Source organism: Sphingobacterium sp. SYP-B4668 (genome assembly GCF_027627455.1).
Taxonomy (GTDB): Bacteria; Bacteroidota; Bacteroidia; order Sphingobacteriales; family Sphingobacteriaceae; genus Sphingobacterium.
Genome location: NZ_CP115483.1, coordinates 4,554,700 through 4,569,960, shown reverse-complemented (window position 1 = coordinate 4,569,960; position 15,261 = coordinate 4,554,700). Strand labels below are relative to the sequence as shown.

At 41.8% G+C, this 15,261-nt stretch carries 13 protein-coding genes; 9 read left to right on the top strand and 4 right to left on the bottom strand.

Features of this window, described 5'->3' with window-relative positions:
• The first annotated feature begins 77 nt into the window (after positions 1-77).
• The 7 genes from OQ289_RS18660 to cysM all read left to right on the top strand — a co-directional run bounded on the left by OQ289_RS18660 (position 78) and on the right by cysM (position 9,672).
• Entirely contained in the window at positions 78-3,545 is a 3,468-nt protein-coding gene (locus OQ289_RS18660) for a SusC/RagA family TonB-linked outer membrane protein (RefSeq protein ID WP_270088297.1), read from the top strand.
• Positions 3,546-3,591: 46 nt separating this feature from the next.
• Positions 3,592-5,193 (top strand): SusD/RagB family nutrient-binding outer membrane lipoprotein, encoded by a 1,602-nt coding sequence (locus tag OQ289_RS18655; RefSeq protein WP_270088296.1) that lies wholly within the window; start codon positions 3,592-3,594, stop codon positions 5,191-5,193.
• 7 nt (positions 5,194-5,200) lie between these two features.
• On the top strand, positions 5,201-6,553 hold the full coding sequence (locus OQ289_RS18650; RefSeq protein ID WP_033564018.1) for an aryl-sulfate sulfotransferase: 1,353 nt from the start codon (positions 5,201-5,203) through the stop codon (positions 6,551-6,553).
• Positions 6,554-6,793: 240 nt separating this feature from the next.
• Positions 6,794-7,591 carry a HipA family kinase gene (locus OQ289_RS18645; RefSeq protein WP_270088295.1) on the top strand — a complete coding sequence of 266 codons (798 nt, stop codon included), beginning with the start codon at positions 6,794-6,796 and terminating at the stop codon, positions 7,589-7,591.
• On the top strand, positions 7,575-7,952 hold the full coding sequence (locus OQ289_RS18640) for a DUF3037 domain-containing protein (protein ID WP_033564020.1): 378 nt from the start codon (positions 7,575-7,577) through the stop codon (positions 7,950-7,952). The genes OQ289_RS18645 and OQ289_RS18640 overlap by 17 nt, the downstream gene beginning before the upstream one ends.
• A gap of 17 nt (positions 7,953-7,969) precedes the next feature.
• A complete protein-coding gene (locus OQ289_RS18635; RefSeq protein ID WP_270088294.1) occupies positions 7,970-8,797 on the top strand; it encodes a serine O-acetyltransferase in 828 nt (275 codons plus the stop codon).
• A 2-nt stretch (positions 8,798-8,799) separates the two neighbouring features.
• The gene (gene cysM / locus OQ289_RS18630; protein ID WP_033564022.1) at positions 8,800-9,672 is read left to right on the top strand and encodes a cysteine synthase CysM; all 873 of its coding nucleotides are present in this window, start codon (positions 8,800-8,802) and stop codon (positions 9,670-9,672) included.
• Between the two features lie 138 nt (positions 9,673-9,810).
• Here cysM and OQ289_RS18625 read toward each other — a convergent pair whose 3' ends face one another.
• From OQ289_RS18625 to OQ289_RS18610, 4 genes are all read right to left on the bottom strand, one after another.
• Entirely contained in the window at positions 9,811-10,503 is a 693-nt protein-coding gene (locus tag OQ289_RS18625; protein WP_270088293.1) for a hypothetical protein, read from the bottom strand.
• Between the two features lie 183 nt (positions 10,504-10,686).
• On the bottom strand, positions 10,687-10,974 hold the full coding sequence (locus tag OQ289_RS18620; protein WP_270088292.1) for a hypothetical protein: 288 nt from the start codon (positions 10,972-10,974) through the stop codon (positions 10,687-10,689).
• Between the two features lie 72 nt (positions 10,975-11,046).
• A complete protein-coding gene (locus OQ289_RS18615; protein WP_033564024.1) occupies positions 11,047-11,226 on the bottom strand; it encodes a hypothetical protein in 180 nt (59 codons plus the stop codon).
• A 125-nt stretch (positions 11,227-11,351) separates the two neighbouring features.
• Positions 11,352-13,490 carry a S46 family peptidase gene (locus OQ289_RS18610; RefSeq protein WP_270088291.1) on the bottom strand — a complete coding sequence of 713 codons (2,139 nt, stop codon included), beginning with the start codon at positions 13,488-13,490 and terminating at the stop codon, positions 11,352-11,354.
• Between the two features lie 159 nt (positions 13,491-13,649).
• Between OQ289_RS18610 and OQ289_RS18605 the strand changes: the two genes are divergently transcribed.
• Both OQ289_RS18605 and OQ289_RS18600 read left to right on the top strand, forming a co-directional pair.
• Complete coding sequence (locus OQ289_RS18605; protein ID WP_270088290.1) at positions 13,650-14,999, top strand: DEAD/DEAH box helicase; 1,350 nt, start codon at positions 13,650-13,652, stop codon at positions 14,997-14,999.
• Positions 14,999-15,244 (top strand): hypothetical protein, encoded by a 246-nt coding sequence (locus tag OQ289_RS18600; protein WP_033564027.1) that lies wholly within the window; start codon positions 14,999-15,001, stop codon positions 15,242-15,244. Before OQ289_RS18605 ends, OQ289_RS18600 begins: the two co-directional genes overlap by 1 nt.
• Positions 15,245-15,261: the final 17 nt, after the last annotated feature.

Genomic DNA, 15,261 nt, shown 5'->3' with positions numbered 1-15,261 from the left:
TCAGCCCTATAAGGATTTTTCATTGAAAAAATGCACTAAGTAGTTATTTCATTTAATCAATTAACCCACTCAAAAGTATGAAATTTTATTTATCTAAGAAGAGCAAATCCTTTTCTTATAAGATTCTAATTATGACCAAGCTGACCATTCTCCTGATTATCGGGACAATTCTTCAGGTACAGGCCAAGACGCTCGCGCAAAAAATTACCTTGCTTGAGCGGAATAGTTCTTTGGAACAGATTATCAGCAAGATTAGTAAGCAGAGCCGATATGAGTTCGTATATAGCAGTCCGATGCTAAAAGATACAAAAAATGTCAATATCGAGGTGAAAAACGCTGACATTAATACCGTATTGGACTTGTGCTTTGCCAACCAGCCTGTAGCATATTCAATCGTTGACAACACGGTAGTTGTAAAGAGGAAAGAAGATAGTGTCCCCGTAGAACTTCTGCAACAATCCCTTGTAAAAGGTGTAGTTCGAAATGCTACTGGAAATCCACTTGGAGGTGTGAGTATTAAAGTGAAGGGGGGCAATGTGGCGACTGTGTCCAATAGCGGGGGGGAGTTTGAGCTACGGAACGTGCCGAGTGATGCTATCATCCTCTTTAGTTACTTAGGGTATGCTTCGCAAGAAATCACGTTGGCTAATAGGTCGAGCCTATCTGTAACACTTCATGAACAGGTCCAACAATTGACTGATGTCGTCGTGACAGCTCTTGGTATCAAACGGCAGAAACGCGAACTGGGTTATGCTGTTTCGGATGTGTCGAGTACGGATATATCAGGTTTTGGTGAAACAAATGCGATTGCGTCTTTAGCAGGAAAGATTGCAGGCGTCAATATTTCTACCACGACCGCAGGGCCTACCGGCTCCAGTCGTGTCGTGATTCGTGGTATCCGTGAGCTGCAGGGGAGTAATCAGCCTCTTTATGTGATAGATGGGGTTCCTGCTGTCAACGGTAATATTGGTAGTGCTGATCATAATGGCGGATTTGATTTAGGAGATGGTGTTGCCGATATCAATCCGAATGATATTGAGAATATTTCAGTATTAAAGGGGGCATCGGCGGCGCTTTTATATGGTTCCAGAGCTTTGAATGGGGTAATATTGATTACGACGAAGAGCGGTAAGGGACAAAAGGGAATTGGGGTAGATTTTAACTCTTCATTGACTACCGACCATATTTCGACTAAATTGGAAGAGGTGCAAAAGATATATGGGCAAGGGAATAATGGGCTGGCGCAACGTAACGCGAGCGAGGCTTCTAACATCGCAGCCAATTGGGGGCCTAGATATACCGATTTGGATTCTATTATCCAACGGAATGGGCAAATGAGACCTTACAAATATATCGAGGATAATATTCAGAATTTTTTCAGAACAGGAGTCACAGCAATGAACACACTGTCACTCAGTGGCGGTAATGAGCGGAGTAATCTGCGCTTTTCCTACTCCAATGTTGCCAATAAGGATATCGTACCTAGCGGTAAATTTGATCGGAATACTTTTTCATTGAGGGGAGAGACCAAATTGGTGGATAAACTTACGTTGGAGGTGAAAGCTTCTTTGATGCAAGAAGATGTGAAAAATAGACCAGCCTTGACGGATGACGTCAACAATATTGGTAATGGATTGATCGGTATCGCGGGCAATTTTGATCAAGCGTGGCTACAAGAGTATCAGAATGAAGATGGTTCTTATATCAATTACACGGGAAATCAATATCGAGCCAATCCGTATTGGACATTGAACAGAACAAAAAATGATAGCGACAAGAGAAGAATAGGTGGGTCGGCAAGGTTGAATTACGAAATGAACGAATTCTTAAATTTTTCCGTCAGTGGTGGTACAGATTTTTACAATTTCAAATTTAGGAATTTCTACGATCGCAATACACCTACACGAGATGGTGGCCAGTTGATTCTGAATGATTTGTTTGTGCGTGAGGACAATTATCAAGCGATGGTCAATTTTCGTAAAGAGTTGACACCTAGCTTCCGGTTGGGGGCCATGCTTGGGGGTAATGTTATGAAATTTAACCGTGATCAGACCCTTACGACAGGTACAGAAATCAATGTGCCAGGGAAAGACCTTATTACTAATTTTAAAGAATTAAAGGTGCTACCCGCAAATCCAAGAAAGGAGATTCAGTCTATATTTGGAAATGTCGAACTGGGTTACAACAATTACTTGTTCTTAAATTTGCAGGCTCGAAACGATTGGTCATCTACTCTTCCGAAGGGGAACAATTCTTACTTTTATCCAGCTGCTGACTTGAGTTTTGTACTGAGTGATGCCTTGGCCTTGAATTCAAGTGTTCTGAATTATGCTAAGTTGCGCTCGTCTGTTGGTCAGGTTGGTTCGGATGCAGACCCCTATAAGACTAGATTTCTGTATTCTTTGACGGGGACTGCTATGAATGGCATGCCCATGGGTGAAGTGCTTGGTGAAACCATCCCCAATGCACAATTGCGTCCGCAACGTAAGACTTCTGTTGAGTTCGGAGCAGATTTGAGTTTTTTCAATAACCGCTTAGGTTTGGATTTTACATATTATGATGAGGTTACGAATGATGTACTTATCGATTTGCCAATTCCACAAACGACGGGATACAGCTTTGCATCACTCAATGCTGCTAAATTAAAGAATAGGGGTGTAGAGATTCTTTTAAAGGGGACGCCAATCGTGTTAGAAAACTCTTTCCGCTGGAATCTAGCGGTTAATTTCTCGAAAAATTACAATACTGTAGTTGATTTGTACGAAGATTTGGACGCCTATACTGTGGCGGAGGCTCGGTGGGCCGGAGCGACTATTATTGCTGAAAAAGGTAAACCCTTTGGGACTATCTTAGGTAATGGTTTTGCATTGGATGAGCAGGGACGTCGTATACACGGTAAAGACGGTATGCCATTATATACAGATGCTCCCGTAGAAATTGGAAATAGTCTTCCGAAATGGACTGGGGGACTCGTGAATAGCTTTTTATATAAAGGATTTGAATTAAAGGCTGTTTTAGACGTTCGTAAGGGCGGTAGCTTATTTTCGATGACGAATATGACCATGCACATCAATGGTTCTCATCCGAATACTGCTGGAGGACGTGATTCTTGGAATGAATATTCTGCCGAGCGCCGTGCTGCGGAGCAGGCGAATCAAGACCCCGATCAAGTGGCCCAGAATGGACGTGGATATGTTGGTGAGGGGGTGAATGAAGCTGGTGAAAAGAATGAGGTTGCGGTCAATCCTACGGTTTATTGGGCAGTTGTTGGTAATAATATTCCTCAACCTTTTATTTATGATGGGGGGTATGTCAAGCTTCGAGATATCGGTATTAGTTATACCATACCGACTAAATTTTTGAAGGGATTGGCTATACAACAGGCGTCTATAGGTATCATTGGACGTAACTTATGGATTATACAAAAGAACGTACCCAATATAGATCCCGAATCCAACTATAATAATGGTAATGGACAAGGATTTGAATACGGCTCTTTGCCGGGGCGTAAATCTATTGGATTTAATTTGCAGGTGAAATTTTAGTCGGATTGGACAGTTTAATACGCATATTACTTAAGACGATTTGAAAATGAAAATTATAAAATATTTGTCGTTGATAGCACTTTCATTGATGTGTCTATCGTGTACCAAAGACTTGACGAGTCTCAACGAGGATCCTGCGGGGTTTACATCACTTGATCCAGCATATCAGCTTACTAAAATTCAATCATCTCTATCAGGTGATCGTGAGGATGCCTGGAGATATGATTTGGGTATTGCATCCCCTATTGTCCAGCATCTAGGGGGGTCTTGGTGGACACAGCATGGAGGGATGTATAGAGTGGTAGAGAAGAGTCATTGGTATAGCCATTGGGAGTCGACCTATCCGCGTGAACTTAAGAATATACAGGACATCCTTGATCGTACGGAAAGTGACCCTGAGATGGTCAATATGAATGCCGCCGCTCGCGTACTTCGCGTGTATATGTTTTCTAGGATGACGGATATGTATGGTGATATTCCATACAGTGAGGCAATAAAGGGGTTCACCGAACGTAAGTTTAAGCCTAAGTATGATAGACAAGAGGATATCTATGCCGATTTTTTTAATGAGTTGGAAAAGGCGAATGCTGCATTCGATGTAGCAGGGAAGACTGTTGGTGGGGATATGTTCTATAATGGGGACGTCGCCAAATGGAAAAAATTTTGTAACTCGTTGCGGTTGAGGCTCGGATTTAGATTAACGAAAATAAATCTTGCCGAAGCTCAAAAGCAAGTGGAGCGCGCATTAACGAATGGAGTGATGGCTAATAATAGCGATATCTGCATGATTAAGCATATGCCTATCAATTACACAGCTGACGAGTTCAGGGGTAATGGCCGATCACAGGTTTTTAAAGCGGATGCCATATCTGCTGGTTTCAGGTTGGTGAGGACCTTGGTCAATTACATGGCCGAGCGCGAGGATCCAAGGTTACATATATATGGCGGGACTTATGTTGGAGACGGTATAGTGGGGGTATCCAGTAATGTAATCGATATATCTGCCTTTATCGAACCCTTGGGTGTGAGTCCTGGTGCGATGGCCTGGAATGAATTTAAGAATTATGGTCCTGTGACTGATGATGATGGCAATCAAATTGAGGTTGGGCACAATTTTAAATTCTTACAACCTAGCAAATATGTATCGGCTTTGGATGCGCCTTTTTTTCATCTAAGCTTTGCGGAGGTAGAATTTTTGAAGGCGGAGGCAGCTGCTCGTGGATGGGCGGGTGCTACAAATGCCCAAACACATTTTATGAACGGCATTCAGGCAAGTTGTGAAATGATGGCTTTGTATCCTGGCGCTCCGCCAATCGGGCAAAGCAATATAGACGCTTTAAAAGCCCACTACTTGCCCTTTCCTTCTGATTTTGAAGCTACAATGGAATCAATCCATAGTCAGATGTGGGTCAATTTTTTTCTCAACGGGGCTGAAGCATATGCCAATTTTAGAAGAACTGGATATCCTAAATTGGTGCCATTCACTTCGGTAGAATGGTATACTAGCGGTACCGATGGGGTTATTCCACGTCGATTTTTCTATCCTGAATCTGAAGCCATTCAAAATGGTAAGAATTTACAAGAAGCACTTGGACGAATGGGTGGTAAAAACGATTGGTTAGTACCAGTATGGTGGGACAAGCAATAAGGATAAAATGAAATCTGATGGTATTTATGTTGCTGTGATGGGCATTTGTTTGTTCCTGATGATTGCCTGTAAAAAGGAGATATCTAGAGATGATTTGCGTATTGAGCAAATGCATGTGGATTATAGCAAGGAGATAGGGCTTTCTGCCCGGCTGAGGATTGGTATTTCGACGGTAAGTGACCTTATGATTCGATATTATGCTGAAGGTAGACCGCAAGAAGTCCGCGAATTACAGTCATCGGCGAAGCGAGAACACATCTTTGGGTTGCTTGATCTGAAGGAGAACACCCGGTATAGGATGGATGTGTCGGCCGTCTCGCAGGATGGTCAGCGCATTGTCTTGAAGGAAAACGAGTTGATACTGATGACCGAAAAAATACCCGACGAGGTTCGCGGATTTTATAAACAGGATGAAAGCAAGTTCGGAAGTAATTTGCCGGGTTACTTTATGTTTGCTAATATGTCAAGCCCTTCGTGTACATATATCTTGAACAATGAGGGGGACATTGTCTGGTTTCGTCGTTCACCTAATACGGTCAAATGTGTGCGATTTACCCAGCGCAACACGATATTGACGGTGGAGGATGAAGATCATACACCATTCGGAGATGGAAATATCTTGCTTGAAACTACTTTAGCTGGAGATACTGTCTTCTTCCATAGAAAGGGAAGAGTTGGATTTGATAAGAGTATACATCACGATGCAATATTGAATCATCGTGGACACTATGTGGCGGTGACTAATGAATTGAAGGGGGGATATCCAGGAGATGGGCTTGTCGAATGGGATGCCAAGGGAAATAAGGTATGGGAGTGGAGTACGTTTGATGCGCGAGGAGAATATGACGCGGATATGCGGGAGCAACCATGGATTAACTCTGTTTTTCAGGATAAGGATAGTCACTATATTGTATCCTTGCGGGCACTACATCAAGTTTGGAAAATCAATTCGACGACTGGTGCTGTGATGTGGAAATTAGGAGGTCGCGGGAATGTCAATATGGATAATGCTGGTTATTTTATGTTTCAACACTACGCCCATATGACCACAGATGGTAAACTCTTATTGTTTGATAATGGGGGGGAGGTGCGCAAGCACAGTCGAATTATCTCTTTTCAGCTAGATGAACTGCAAATGAATGCTTCAATACAGCATAGTATTCGATTGCCGCAAGCATACTATTCTGCAATAATGGGTAGTGTACAGCAGATTCAAGGAAATCATTTCTTGGTCGCTAGCTCAGTGAAAGGAGTCGGACTTTTATTAGATGAAAGCGGAAAAATCTACAATGAGATTGTATTGAAAGATCGTGTTTACAGAATGGAGTATCTTGAAGAACCATTCCGGTTCTCTCATTAAGATGTGCCATATATTTTGATATGGAAGGGGAGAGCAGGACGCGTCTCCCCTTTTTTGTCGGTAATTGTGAGGATTGTTCAGTAGGGTGTTAGATGATTTCTTTTATGCTGCATTTACATAATTCTTTTAGGCTTATGTTTTATTTTTTATGATATTTACAGAAATGCTTACAAAGAATAGTTGTCGAGAATCTTCGTAGGGGAATTTCGGTGGGTGACCAGATTACATTAATGATTGCAGATGATTGATAAAGAATTAGAGATAAGAGAAGTCAATGTTACTCGGTATGTTCAACCTTTTCGAGAGGGGGGATCATTACCTGCTCTTGTAGATGCAGACGATGGATTTAGTTACGTAATTAAATTTCGAGGAGCGGGCCAAGGGCGAAAGGCGTTGATTGCAGAATTAATAGGTGGAGAGTTGTCTCGAGTGATGGGACTTCGTATGCCTGAGATTGTTTTCGCAAATTTAGACGACTCTTTCGGACGTACAGAACCGGATGAAGAGATACAAGATTTGCTAAAGTTTAGTGTGGGCAAGAACTTGGGTGTGCACTTTTTGAATGGAGCGATTACGTTTGATGCCAATGTGGATCGTATCGGAGAGGAGGAAGCTTCCAAGATTGTCTGGTTGGATGCATTATTGATGAATGTAGATCGCACGGTGCGCAATACCAACATGTTGATATGGCATAAGGAATTATGGTTGATCGATCACGGTGCATCCTTATATTTTCATCACAGTTGGGACAATTGGGAGGAGCAGTCGATAAAACCTTTCATTCAGATTAAAGATCATGTGCTGCTGAAGTATGCAACGGGTGTTAGGGATGTCGATAATCGCTATCGGTCTCTTATCACAGAGGAGGTAGTCCAAAAAATCCTTTCGGTGGTCCCAGATGAGTGGCTTGTGGATGAAATTCGGGAATTGAGTGCAGATGATGCTAGGGCTGTATATGTTCGCTTTTTCTGCAATAGACTGACACATTCGGAATTATTTGTTAATCAAATTGAACAAGCGCGTGAAGGCAGTCTTTGAATATGCTGTAGTGAGATTGGTCCCGCAGGTTGAGCGGGAGGAGTTCATTAATATAGGGGTAATCTTGTACTGTAAAAAACTGCGTTTTTCGGGCTTTTTGTGGCAGTTGAATGACGCAAAATGTGAAGCATTGTATCGAGATTTGGATATCGATATGGTAAGAGCACATCTTGACTCCTTTGCTAAGATCTGCAATGGGGAGCAATCTGGAGGGAAGTTGGCAGAGCTAGATCAGGCTGAGCGATTTCGTTGGTTGACGGCAAAGCGAAGTACCATTATCCAATGCTCGGCCGTGCACCCAGGATTGACGGATGACCCACAGCAGATGCTCGTACATCTGTTCAATAAATTGGTAATTTAAAGAGATAATAAAAAAACATGTCAATGGAAGAGAATATGGAGGACTTTTACAGCCACTTGTTTCAAAAGCAGCTGGAAGTACAGGATATGCCCTCTAATAAGCGAATTGCACAATGGTCAATGAACCTATTGCATCTGCTTTTCCCAGAACGAAATTCAAACAGCTACCAGTCCGTAGACGAAATTCGGATTGCCTTTCAGCAATCCGAGAATGAGCTACTCGACTTGCTGATTCGAACCAAGGCTTGCTCAAAATGTGATAATCAGGAGATTACTCGTCAATTTTTCGATAAGTTGCCTGCACTGTATGAAATCATGTTGACGGACGCTCGGTCTATTGTGGAGGGAGACCCGGCAGCCAAAAGTATACGAGAGGTCATCCGAACTTATCCAGGTTTTATGGCTATTGGAATTTTCCGACTGGCTAATCAGTTGTTGAAATTGGGAGTCCCACTTATTCCTCGTATATTAACTGAATATGCACATTCGAAAACAGGTATAGACATCCACCCTGGAGCCAGTATTGGCCAATACTTGTACATTGATCATGGTACAGGATTGGTCATAGGGGAGACGTGTGTTATTGGAGATCATGTCAAGTTATATCAGGGGGTGACTTTGGGTGCACTTAGTGTTGAGAAGAACATGGCCAATATCAAGCGCCACCCCACCATAGGGGATTATGTCATTATCTATGCTGGGGCAACTATTTTAGGAGGAGAGACCTTTATTGGCCACCATTCCATTATTGGGGGCAATGTCTGGTTGACATCTAGTATAGACCCCTATACTACGGTCTACCATCAAGCTAATTCAAAATTTGTAGACGCTAAACCACTTATTTGAAAATGGGAACTATAATAGATACAATTGGAAACACGCCTCTTGTCGAGATTACTAAATTTCACAACAATCCGAAGGTAAAGATATATGCCAAAATGGAGGGTAATAATCCTGCGGGCTCGGTAAAGGATCGAGCTGCCTTGAATATGATTCGTTCGGCAATGGAGCGCGGCGAGATTAATCAGGATTCCAAGTTGATCGAGGCAACAAGTGGCAATACCGGCATTGCGTTGGCGATGATTGCAGGTATATATGGATTGAGTTTGGAACTGGTGATGCCAGTTACCTCTACTCGTGAAAGGACTTTGACAATGGAGGCCTTTGGTGCTAAGGTAACGCTATTGGAGACAATGGAAATTTGTCGGGACTATGCAGAGGAGAAGGCGGCAAATGGGGATTATTTTATTCTCAACCAATTTGCTAATCCAGATAATTACCAGGCACACATCAAGACTACAGGACCTGAGATCTGGAAGGATACGAATGGACAGATTACCCACTTTGTGAGCGCTATGGGTACTACTGGAACAATCATGGGCAATTCGATTTTTTTGAAAGACAAGAATCCAGAGATACAGATTGTTGGGTGCCAACCTACTGAAGAATCTTCTATTCCCGGAATACGTAGATGGCCAGAGGCATATCTTCCCAAAATTTTTGACCCCTCACGTGTGGATCGAGTGATTGATATTTCACAAAGTGAGTCGACACATTTGGCCCGTGAGCTTGTGAAGCGTGAGGGAGTTTTTGCAGGGATGAGTACGGGCGGTGCATTTGCAGCAGCATTGAAGGTCGCAAATGAGCTAGAAGCTGGCACGATTGTTTTTATCGCTTGCGATAGGGGCGATCGTTATCTAAGTTCGGATCTCTTTGGATAGTGTAAGCATTGTGTTAATCCCAATAGCAGGTCTCGCTCTACAGTATAGCACCCGTTAAGTACTCTTGTTGGAAGGGTGCATATTTGGGTTGAATAAATAGAAATCTCAGCAAAGATTACATTGCTGAGATTTCTATTTCTATTCGGTCTCTCTACTCCATATTTCGAAGATGGGGTCTCCTTTGGAGCTTTTGCCACTGTGATACCAGTCTTTATTCTTCACTTCTCCTTTGAAACTCAATGTGGCGCCTACTCTGCTGTTATCTCTAGAAAAGAATAGAAGGTGCTCAGTATACAAGTCGTTGTTGAAAGTGTAAGTACCACCGCCAGTTCCATAAAATCCTTTTTCTGCGGGATTGATTGCTATCCATTGGAGGTGACCGTCTACCAATATTTTAATTGTTTTTCGGTCCGCTTTTTTAATAGTATTGATTTGCTCTCCCTCTTTTCGGCCGGTAATTCTCCATAGCCCGTCTAGATGTTGATTTTTTGTTGTCAATTTGTTGTATTTTTTGCCAGCTATTCTTAGATGGGTCGGATTGGTGGTGCTAAGTGGAGATTTTTCTTCCAAGCCGACTTGGGATACATTCTGAGAATTGAATTCCACAAGTACGCTTAAATGTTGGTTTTCGATGCGAAAAGGCCCACCCCAAGTGAGCATAAAATCCTTATCTCCATACTTGGTATAAGTACAATAATTATCTTTAAATAGCCACAGTTCTGTAACACCATTATTTGTTGATTGGTAGGCGCCTTCTAAAACCGGTGTCTGGGCTGATATAAGTTGAAGGGAGAATAGGGCAATGATGAAAGTGAGAAGCGATTTTTTCATGTCCGTATACGTATTGGTTATACATAAACTTAGGCAAAAAGCTTTGCAATCACAAACTCCGTATGGAGAGGGGAGTGGATATAGGTTGTCATCTATGGGTATGCAAGAGAAGATGTATCGTTCCTGTAGGGCGTTTACGAAGATGTTACTTGAAGATGATGGTGTATATAGGAGAGTAGAAGTCTATGCATACAAGTCGAAGAGATATTCAAATTCGTCTTTAAGGGCACCTGTGAATACGGGTTGTTTTGCCCTTTTATACCAGTACCCCGCATTCCATTGATCGCCCTCTTTGCGGTGTAGGTAGGCGTGTATATGAGCTGAGATGAGGTCATCAAGGTGGTCGATAAGGTCATGGGCAGATTGCCAGTCTCCGTTTGCATCGTGCCACAATGATTGTTGATAGATAGTGTAGTATTGTGGAGGTGCCGTCAGTGCGAGGCTTTCGTTAAATGATGTCCGTGTTATCATAGGATTGATGTGTCATAAAAAATCCCTATTCCGAGTAAGGAATAAGGATTTTTATCTGTAGAAAATAGGTGACTATTTCCCGTCGTTTTTCTTAGAGGTTACTTCATTACGAATCTCTTGTGCTAACGTTTTGATTTCTTGTAAACCCTTACGTACGCGTGTACCAGCAGCAGCGTTACCATTGTTGAAAAATTTGTCTGCATCTGCTTCGATTGAAGCTACTAGCTCTTTTAATTTAGTGTAGTTTTCCATTTTTAATTAATATAATTTTAGTTTTCTTTAATTAATTCTCAAACGATGTTATAAATATACAAAAAGTGTTGAATGCTCAATTCTTTTTTCGCTTTTTTTTGCATAAAAAAGTCATTTAATCGCTATTACTCCACAATTTTCAATTCGTCAATTATATTCGTGGCACCCGCAAATTTATCAATGATAAATAGTACATAGCGAATATCTACAGATATTGTGCGCTGAAGTTTAGGGTCGAAGATCACATCTCCAGCCATAGCTTCAATGTTTCCATCAAAAGCCAAGCCAATTAATTCTCCGTTGCCATTAATCACTGGAGAACCTGAGTTTCCTCCTGTTATATCGTTATTGCTTAAGAAGTTAACGGGCATGTGTCCTTTTTTGTCTGCATAGCGTCCAAAATCCTTTGCAGTGTACAGATCGATTAATCTTTGCGGCAGATCGAACTCTTCGTCTCCTTTTTTATACTTGGCAATGGTGCCCTTCAATGTTGTGTAGTAGTTTTCTGCCGCATCATTTTTAGGGTTTGGAGGGAGGGTCATGATTGAGCCATACGTCAAACGAAGGGTGCTGTTGGCATCTGGATAGTATTTGCCTTTTGGATTTGATTCCAGTACACCGGCGATGTATTTACGATGTGCCGCTTGAAAATTTCCTTCTGCTTCCTCTTGACCGGGAGTTGTCTCGCGATACTTGCTCATTAGGGCTGTAGATATTTTGAAGAGCGGGTCATTTTGTATAGTAGCTGCATCTGGGTTGGCCATGAAGTTGTTGATGGTTTGCTCAGAAGCAAATACACTGCTTTCGAAAGCTTGTTTGATGTCTTGTTGAAAGTTTCCACCATTCTTAGTTGCCAGTTCAGCAATGTATGGTGCGATATTTCCGCCTTTTTTCGCATAAAGATTAAGCTCCTGCGCAAGGACTTCAATTTCTAACGGTAGATGAAGCTTCTCGTATGAATCTTTAATAAATGCATCAAGCTTTGGCTGCATTTCTTTTCTTTTGGCGTCATTCTCTTTTGCATATTGAGCGAGACCATTTCCTAAGTTTGCAGGAAGTGCTGCAAATGTTGATGAGCGCAACATACCCATTAGGTAGTTGTCGTGTCTAGCTTTCTCATTGGTCGCGGCATAATAATCGTTGATAGTCTTGATGACATCCCCATATTTAGCTTTGTTCGCTGTTTTATTAGCCCACTTATTGAATTTAGCCTCATCAACGGCTTTGGTTTCTGCTGTTTTGTGAAAAGTCAAAGCATCAATCATCCCTTGACGATTCTTCCAATAGTTGGCTACGCCAGAGTATTTGGACGCATAATTGATTTTAATTTCTTGGTCTTGGTCCATAAATTTCTTCATCGCATCCAGACCTACTTTTGAAGATTCTACCCAAGCAGGGTACGCAAATTTGACATTCTGGTTAATTCCTGCAGAAGGCATCCATCTGTTGGTACGTCCAGGGTAGCCAAGTATCATCGCAAAATCGCCATCTTGAAAACCTTTAAGGCTGACCGGGAGGAAGTGCTTCGGTTTCAAAGGGATATTTTCCTTGGAATATGCCGCTGGATTTCCATCTCTATCTCCATAGACACGGAATATGGAGAAATCTCCAGTGTGACGAGGCCACTCCCAGTTATCAGTATCCCCACCAAACTTTCCAATACTGTTTGGTGGGGTGCCCACTAAGCGAACGTCTTGAAAGTCTTGGTACACAAAATAGTAATATTCATTTCCATTATAGAAAGGTCTTACAGATACGGTGTATTTACCACCTTCGTTGTTTTCTTTTTCAATCTTGGCAATTTCTTGATTAATGATTTTTTCACGTTCTTTTTCTGTCATTTTATCATTGACAAGACTTAAGATACGTTTAGAAACATCATCCATACGTACGAAAAAGCGTACATAGAGTGATTTTGGTTTTAATTCTTCGGCCTTTGTCTTTGCCCAAAATCCATTGGTAAGGTGATCATTCTCTGGCGTTGACAATTCTGCGATAGCACCATACCCGCAGTGGTGGTTGGTGAATACCAAGCCCTGGTTGGAGACAATCTCTGCTGTACATCCTCCATTAAACTGGACGATGGCGTCTTTGAGGCTGGAGTTGTTGATGCTGTAAATTTCCTCAGCTGTCAGCTTCAACCCTTCTTTCTTCATATCTACCATGTTGAGACGCTTGATGTGCATTAAAAACCACATCCCCTCATCTGCAAATGAGCTTAGACTTACTGCGAATAGCAGTGTAAAAATCCATAATTTTTTCATATCAACCTTTTATGTTCTTTTTTTATAGAGCAAAGTTGCTTTAAAATAGAGTTAAATCAAAATTTGTAGCTTTCTTATTCCGAAAAAACCTGCTCTGGATGGTTGAAACTAATGGTATTGTGACCTTTTCATGTGAATGGTTTTCATTATCTTTGTCAAATGCAAAACTCGTTTGAAGACTTCAAGTTCAATAAACAGATTCTTAATGCCATCACAGAGGCGGGTTATACCGTACCAACTGAGATTCAGCAAAAAGCAATCACTCCTATTCTTGCAGGGCAGGATGTGATGGGAATCGCGCAGACAGGAACGGGTAAGACTGCCGCTTTTGTGTTGCCGATGTTGATGAAATTGAAGTATGCCCAAGGAAATGACGCTAGAGCGCTTATACTCTCGCCGACTCGCGAATTGGCGATGCAAATCGAGGAGCACATACGTTTATTCTCCCAATATTTGGATTTGAGAACTGTGGTTCTTTATGGAGGCCTTGGTCCCAAGACACAGATTGAAAATCTCGAAAAAGGGGTGGACATCATAGTGGCTACTCCTGGACGTTTCTTGGATTTGTACCTAGAAGGACATATTCCTGTGAAGTCATTGAAATTCCTCGTATTGGACGAGGCCGATAAAATGATGGATATGGGATTTATATCTAAGATACATCGTGTATTGGAGGTGGTCCCTCGGAAACGGCAAAATCTTTTGTTTTCTGCGACCATGAGCGAATTGGTTCGTAAGATAGCGGGTGATTTTTTAGCCTTTCCCACAGTTATAGAAGTTACGGAACAAGCTACTCCTGCACAAACTATTCAGCAAGTGGTTTATAAAGTTCCTAATTTGAAGACTAAACTGAATCTTGTTCAACATTTATTGAAAGACGATGAGAAATTTCATCGTTTGATAGTCTTTTGCAAGACACGAGCAGTAGCTGATAATGTATTTCATTTTCTAGAGCGTAAGTATGGTGCTGAGCAGGTGAGGGTCATCCATGCAAATAAAGGGCAGAATACACGGATTAATTCTATTAATGCTTTTAAGGAAGGAAGTATCCGAATCTTGGTTGCCACGGATGTGGCAGCGCGAGGATTGGATGTGTCTAACGTGAGTCACGTGATTAATTTTGAGGTGCCGATCGTTATAGAAGATTATGTACACCGTATTGGTCGTACAGGGCGAGCGTTTAATGTAGGCGACGCGATTACATTAGCAAATCCGGCAGAAGAATATTACGTACGTAAGATTGAAAAATTGATTCGCCAATCTATCCCTGTAAACGAATTGCCTGACGAAGTGTTTGTCGAGAGTACTGGCTTTGAAGAGCGTCAGGCCATAGCTCGTGAAATTGATAGTCAAAAGAAAAAAGATAATCCTGATTTCAAAGGTGCTTTCCATGAGAAAAAGTATATGTTGAATGGAAATGGTCAACCTAAGTCTCGGTCTTCAAAACGTGATGGAGGGAAAAGGAAATCAAATTCATCCAAATCTGGTCGAACTTTCAGAGGTAAGTAATGGGATTGAAGCTCACACCACTAAATATTGTACTTGCTTGTATCCTCGTCTGGTTCTTTAGTGAACTTGGCAATCCTGCGGGTACGATGATTTCTATTCCTTGGATGATTGTGTTAGTGGTGGTATTGTCAGTGATGGACCTTCTGTTTAGAATTTGGTTGAAGGCAATGAATAGAGTCTGGATTTTTGAGATAGGATTTATATTAATGGTCAGTATTGTGACCATATTAATAAAAATGTATTAGTGTGAACGTAACCTAGA

Coding starts and splice junctions, on each gene's coding strand:
- OQ289_RS18600 (WP_033564027.1), top strand. CDS start 14,999: ATGGGATTGAAGCTCACACCACTAAATATTGTACTTGCTTGTATCCTC.
- OQ289_RS18605 (WP_270088290.1), top strand. CDS start 13,650: ATGCAAAACTCGTTTGAAGACTTCAAGTTCAATAAACAGATTCTTAAT.
- OQ289_RS18650 (WP_033564018.1), top strand. CDS start 5,201: ATGAAATCTGATGGTATTTATGTTGCTGTGATGGGCATTTGTTTGTTC.
- OQ289_RS18655 (WP_270088296.1), top strand. CDS start 3,592: ATGAAAATTATAAAATATTTGTCGTTGATAGCACTTTCATTGATGTGT.
- OQ289_RS18615 (WP_033564024.1), bottom strand. CDS start 11,226: ATGGAAAACTACACTAAATTAAAAGAGCTAGTAGCTTCAATCGAAGCA.
- cysM (WP_033564022.1), top strand. CDS start 8,800: ATGGGAACTATAATAGATACAATTGGAAACACGCCTCTTGTCGAGATT.
- OQ289_RS18625 (WP_270088293.1), bottom strand. CDS start 10,503: ATGAAAAAATCGCTTCTCACTTTCATCATTGCCCTATTCTCCCTTCAA.
- OQ289_RS18635 (WP_270088294.1), top strand. CDS start 7,970: ATGTCAATGGAAGAGAATATGGAGGACTTTTACAGCCACTTGTTTCAA.
- OQ289_RS18660 (WP_270088297.1), top strand. CDS start 78: ATGAAATTTTATTTATCTAAGAAGAGCAAATCCTTTTCTTATAAGATT.
- OQ289_RS18645 (WP_270088295.1), top strand. CDS start 6,794: ATGATTGATAAAGAATTAGAGATAAGAGAAGTCAATGTTACTCGGTAT.
- OQ289_RS18610 (WP_270088291.1), bottom strand. CDS start 13,490: ATGAAAAAATTATGGATTTTTACACTGCTATTCGCAGTAAGTCTAAGC.
- OQ289_RS18620 (WP_270088292.1), bottom strand. CDS start 10,974: ATGATAACACGGACATCATTTAACGAAAGCCTCGCACTGACGGCACCT.